This is a genomic window from Vibrio fujianensis (genome assembly GCF_002749895.1).
GTDB classification, from domain to species: domain Bacteria; phylum Pseudomonadota; class Gammaproteobacteria; order Enterobacterales; family Vibrionaceae; genus Vibrio; species Vibrio fujianensis.
Genome location: NZ_NBUS01000054.1, coordinates 392379 through 396823, shown reverse-complemented (window position 1 = coordinate 396823; position 4445 = coordinate 392379). Strand labels below are relative to the sequence as shown.

General features: G+C 42.1%; 2 protein-coding genes and 2 pseudogenes. 1 reads left to right on the top strand and 3 read right to left on the bottom strand.

Features of this window, described 5'->3' with window-relative positions; genetic code table 11:
• Positions 1-82, bottom strand: a pseudogene (locus B7C60_RS19615) (sugar phosphate nucleotidyltransferase); the annotation flags it as partial.
• A 656-nt stretch (positions 83-738) separates the two neighbouring features.
• Positions 739-3369: a type I DNA topoisomerase gene (gene topA / locus B7C60_RS14875; protein ID WP_099612330.1), complete on the bottom strand. Its 2631-nt coding sequence runs from the start codon at positions 3367-3369 to the stop codon at positions 739-741.
• A gap of 334 nt (positions 3370-3703) precedes the next feature.
• Here topA and B7C60_RS14870 point away from each other — a divergent pair, with 334 nt between their 5' ends.
• A complete protein-coding gene (locus B7C60_RS14870; RefSeq protein WP_099612329.1) occupies positions 3704-3952 on the top strand; it encodes a YciN family protein in 249 nt (82 codons plus the stop codon).
• 32 nt (positions 3953-3984) lie between these two features.
• Here the strand turns inward: B7C60_RS14870 and B7C60_RS19610 are convergent.
• Positions 3985-4445 (bottom strand): annotated as a pseudogene (locus tag B7C60_RS19610) (3-phosphoshikimate 1-carboxyvinyltransferase); the annotation flags it as partial.

Sequence of the window (4445 nt, the reverse complement as noted above, 5' to 3'; positions counted from 1 at the left end):
GATAGCTTCCACCAAACGGAACGGCAGGTTTTGTACGGGATTCAGTCAACGGCATCAAACGCGAACCTTCACCGCCGGCCAAAATCATTCCTAATACACCACTCATATTCTTCTCCATCATTTTCCATTGGTTTGCCGTCATGTCAAATTAGGGGGGGAATGACGACGCTTTCCTTAGTCACTGATTACATTTGTTAACCGAACTTCAGGGAAGTATAAAATGCAATCAGTTGTTTATTACTTTATCGAATTTATGTTGGAATACAAACCCCGAATACAGATTTTGTGCAGCAAGTAAGTCCGATATGTTCAACACTTCGCCTTGTTCACAAAATGAGGCGGCTTAACACCATAAACTCTAACATTTATTTCACGATTTCCATCCCAAAATAAAAAATACTCACACAAAAATAATAGAAAAATGTGACAGTTGATATAGATATATTAAAGGAGATAAATAAGAAAAAACGCTACAAAGGTAGAATATCATCGCTAAAAACTCGATTTAACTATCAATAGTGTACAATTAATAGCCATTCCCTTCCTTTAAATTTGCTCTATATCCCAACAACTGGCAGTTGCAGGTAGGCGGCAAGTAAATAAGTTCCTATGCGCATAGATAGACGCCATTAAGGTGAACGGAACGTAGCCAACACCGCTTCCGCTTCGAGTAGGGAAGGTATATTGAGAACAGTAAAAAAGCAGCCATAGGCTGCTTTTTTACAATGAATGATTTCATTATTTGGTTTTCTTACGTTTGTCCGTAATATCCCATTGCCCTTCGTGATAAAGCGCCGTCCAACCCGACGGTTTTCCATCAATTTCAGTTCGAACATAGTGTTCTTTACTTTTACGGCTAAAACGAACAACCGTAGGGCGGCCGTCAGGATCAGCCACTGGCGCTGAGGCTAAATATTGATATTTTTCAGACAACCTTTCTTTAAAACGGACTAATTCTTCGACTAAAGGCGCACGAGTTTCTCGTGATTTAGGGAAGTTACTGGCAGCGAAAAATAGACCAGAAGCTCCATCTCTCAAAACAAAGTAAGCATCCGAGTTTTCACAAGGTAATTCTGGGAAATGAACCGGATCTTCCTTCGGTGGCGCAACTTCACCATTTTTAAGTATTTTTCGAGTGTTCTTACAGTTGTCACTCGTGCAGCCCATATATTTACCGAAACGCCCTGTTTTCAGCACCATATCAGAGCCACACTTATCACATTCAACAACGGGGCCGTCGTAACCTTTGACCTTAAACTCGCCCTCTTCCACGATATAACCTTCGCAGTTCGGGTTGTTACCACAAACATGCAACTTACGCTTACCATCAATCAGGTACGCATCCATTGCCGTTTCACAGATAGGACAGCGTTTTTTGGCACGCAATGCAGCCGTTTCGACATCCTCTTCAAGAACATTAATAATGCCCTCTTCATCGCCCAAATTAATGGTGGTTTTACACCGCTCTTTAGGGGGTAAAGCATAACCGGAACAGCCAAGGAAAACGCCGGTCGATGCAGTTCTTATTCCCATAGGACGATCACAAGTCGGGCAAAGAATATTAGTCATCACAATATGGTTCGGTTTCATTCCACCAACCGACTCATCTTGTTCTGCTTGCTCAAGATCACCGCTAAAATCAGCAAAAAAAGCATCCAATACTTTTTTCCAGTTGGCATCTCCTTCTGCGATTTGATCGAGTTTTTCTTCCATTCGTGCGGTGAAATCATAATTCATTAAATCCGCAAAACTACCATCAAGCCGATCCGTAACAATTTCACCCATTTTTTCAGCATAAAAACGGCGTTGCTCTACTTTAACGTAGCCACGATCTTGAATCGTTGAGATGATCGAAGCATACGTTGAAGGGCGACCAATTCCCCGTTTTTCCAACTCTTTGACCAACGCAGCTTCGGTATAACGTGCCGGCGGCTTGGTAAAGTGCTGCTTGGGATCTAGCTTTTCAAGCGATAACCTATCACCCACTTGTACTGTTGGTAAGATTTGGTCTTCATTTTTACCCAATGGACGTTGAACCCGAGTCCAACCATCAAATTTAAGAATTCGCCCTTTCGCTTTTAAGGTAAACTCTGCCGCTTTAACACTGATCGTGGTGGAATCATATTGAGCGGGGGTCATTTGACAAGCCACAAATTGGTTCCAAATCAAGGCGTACAATTTGTGTGCATCCGCTTCCATCCCTTCCAAATCATCCGCTTTAATTTCGACACTGGAAGGACGAATTGCTTCATGCGCTTCTTGTGCTCCTTGCTTGCTTCCATACACATTTGGGCTATCCGGCAAATAGGCATGACCAAACTGTTGATCAATATACTGACGAACATTGTCTACCGCTTCAGCACTTAAGTTTGTTGAATCGGTACGCATATAGGTAATGTACCCAGCTTCATATAAGCGCTGAGCTAACATCATGGTTTTTTTTACGCCGTATCCTAAACGAGTACTGGCCGCTTGCTGTAGCGTGGACGTAATAAATGGTGCACTCGGTTTACTACTGGTGGGTTTATCTTCACGTTTACAGACTTCATAAGCCGCTTTTTGCAGGATGGAAACTGCAGCTTGTGCTTCTTGCTCATTGGTTGGCTTAAAGGGCACGCCTTCTTTTTGTGCGACCAACAAACGAAAATCAGCTTGCGATTGTGTTTTTGTCTCTGCGTGAATATCCCAAAATTCTTCCGGCACAAATGCCTTAATTTCTCGTTCACGTTCAACCAACAGTTTCACCGCAACGGACTGAACTCGTCCAGCAGAGAGCCCTCGTGCCACTTTTTTCCACAGTAGAGGAGAAACCATAAAACCGACGACTCGATCCATAAATCGACGTGCTTGTTGCGCATTAACCCCATCCATGTTCAGCTCACCGGGTTGTTGGAAAGCTTGCTGAATGGCATTTTTAGTGATTTCGTTAAAAACTACCCGTTTATACCGCTTTTCATCGCCACCGATGATCTCACGAAGGTGCCAAGCGATGGCTTCTCCCTCGCGATCCAAATCGGTTGCGAGATATACGCAATCGGCGTCTTTGGCGAGCTTTTGCAGTTCATTTACCACTTTTTCTTTGCCAGGAAGAATTTGATAATTGGCTTCCCAGCCATGAAAAGGATCAATACCCATTTTTTTTATTAGGGCGTTACGCTCTTTCTCTTTTTTTAAGCGTTCTTTTTCTTCTACAGTCAGTTGTTTATTCGCTGTAGATGGAGTCTTTTTGGTCGCGGTACTACTTTGACCAGCAGTAGGCAGATCGCGTACATGACCGACACTAGACTTTACGATAAAGTCTTTACCAAGGTATTTATTGATGGTTTTAGCCTTGGCTGGTGACTCCACTATAACAAGTGATTTACCCATAATTGACTCAAATGCCCTTAATCACGATGCGAAAAATAAATCGCATGATGTTCTAAAATATTGCTTCTTTTTTTACTATCGAGCCAGACAAGCAGAAGATCAACTTGTTTTTATAAAAAAGCACTTATTTGCTCGACAAATCGACGAAAACTCGTTCCGAGCTTGAAAACCGCACATACTAATCAGAGTCTGATCTAGATGCGACAGAAAAAAAGCAAAACATGGAGCAAATCACAAAATAGTATGATTACAGAATCTTAGTTTTCCTGTTTTTGATCATGGCTTTTACGTGTCACAATCATACACTATGTCCAAAACATCATGGGAATAAAACATGAGCGATAAAAAATCCATTAGTCAATTTGATTTATTGCTGATTGCCAATCAGCTTATTCAAGAACACGAACAGTATATCGAAGGAATGCGCGCAGAAAGCGTGGAAGAAAAAGATCAGGTTTTGGTTTTTAAAGGCCCTTATTTTTTGAATGACGACGGACTACCTACTGAGAAAACAACGGCGGTATTTAATATGTTTAAATATTTAGCTCATCATCTTTCTAAAGAGTTTTCGTTACAAAAATAATCAAAGCCTCAGACGAGGCTTTGATTTTCAACTCAATGACTGATCTGGGAAAATTTTTCGAAATAATCAGGGAAGGTTTTCGAGGTGCATTTGGGATCATTAATCGTCACTGAACTATCACTCAAAGCAACTAATGAAAAACACATCGCGATGCGATGATCATCGTAAGTATCAATCATTGCATGGCGAAATGCTGTAGGCGGTGTAATGATGATGTAATCCTCACCCTCTTCCACAGTTGCCCCGACTTTACGCAGCTCTGTCGCCATCGCCGTTAAGCGATCCGTTTCTTTCACTCGCCAGTTATAAACATTACGAATGGCTGTTGTACCTTTGGCAAATAACGCCGTCGTAGCGATGGTCATCGCTGCATCGGGAATCGCGTTAAAATCAAGATCAACACCGTTGAGCTCTTTTCGGCGAGCGATCACATAATCGTCCCCCCATTCAATCTCCGCCCCCATTTTTTCTAAGGCGTCAGCAAAATGAACAT